General features: G+C 53.3%; 1 protein-coding gene. It reads left to right on the forward strand.

Annotated elements, in window-relative coordinates:
- The first annotated feature begins 55 nt into the window (after positions 1 to 55).
- A protein-coding gene (locus V6E55_RS25565) for an IS1-like element IS1A family transposase (RefSeq protein WP_223826526.1) occupies positions 56 to 753 on the forward strand; the annotation gives its coding sequence in 2 pieces (ribosomal slippage) (positions 56 to 305 and positions 305 to 753; 699 coding nt in all).
- The last annotated feature ends 15 nt before the right edge of the window (positions 754 to 768 follow it).

A 768-nucleotide genomic window follows, 5' to 3' on the forward strand; every position in this document is an offset into this window, starting at 1 on the left:
GGTGATGCTGCCAACTTACTGATTTAGTGTATGATGGTGTTTTTGAGGTGCTCCAGTGGCTTCTGTTTCTATCAGCTGTCCCTCCTGTTCAGCTACTGACGGGGTGTTGCGTAACGGCAAAAGCACTGCCGGACATCAGCGCTATCTCTGCTCTCACTGCCGTAAAACATGGCAACTGCAGTTCACTTACACCGCTTCTCAACCCGGTACGCACCAGAAAATCATTGATATGGCCATGAATGGCGTTGGATGCCGGGCAACCGCCCGCATTATGGGCGTTGGCCTCAACACGATTTTACGTCACTTAAAAAACTCAGGCCGCAGTCGGTAACCTCGCGCATACAGCCGGGCAGTGACGTCATCGTCTGCGCGGAAATGGACGAACAGTGGGGCTATGTCGGGGCTAAATCGCGCCAGCGCTGGCTGTTTTACGCGTATGACAGGCTCCGGAAGACGGTTGTTGCGCACGTATTCGGTGAACGCACTATGGCGACGCTGGGGCGTCTTATGAGCCTGCTGTCACCCTTTGACGTGGTGATATGGATGACGGATGGCTGGCCGCTGTATGAATCCCGCCTGAAGGGAAAGCTGCACGTAATCAGCAAGCGATATACGCAGCGAATTGAGCGGCATAACCTGAATCTGAGGCAGCACCTGGCACGGCTGGGACGGAAGTCGCTGTCGTTCTCAAAATCGGTGGAGCTGCATGACAAAGTCATCGGGCATTATCTGAACATAAAACACTATCAATAAGTTGGAGTCATTACC

The organism is Enterobacter sp. 342, from assembly GCF_036663495.1.
In the GTDB taxonomy this organism is placed as follows: domain Bacteria; phylum Pseudomonadota; class Gammaproteobacteria; order Enterobacterales; family Enterobacteriaceae; genus Enterobacter.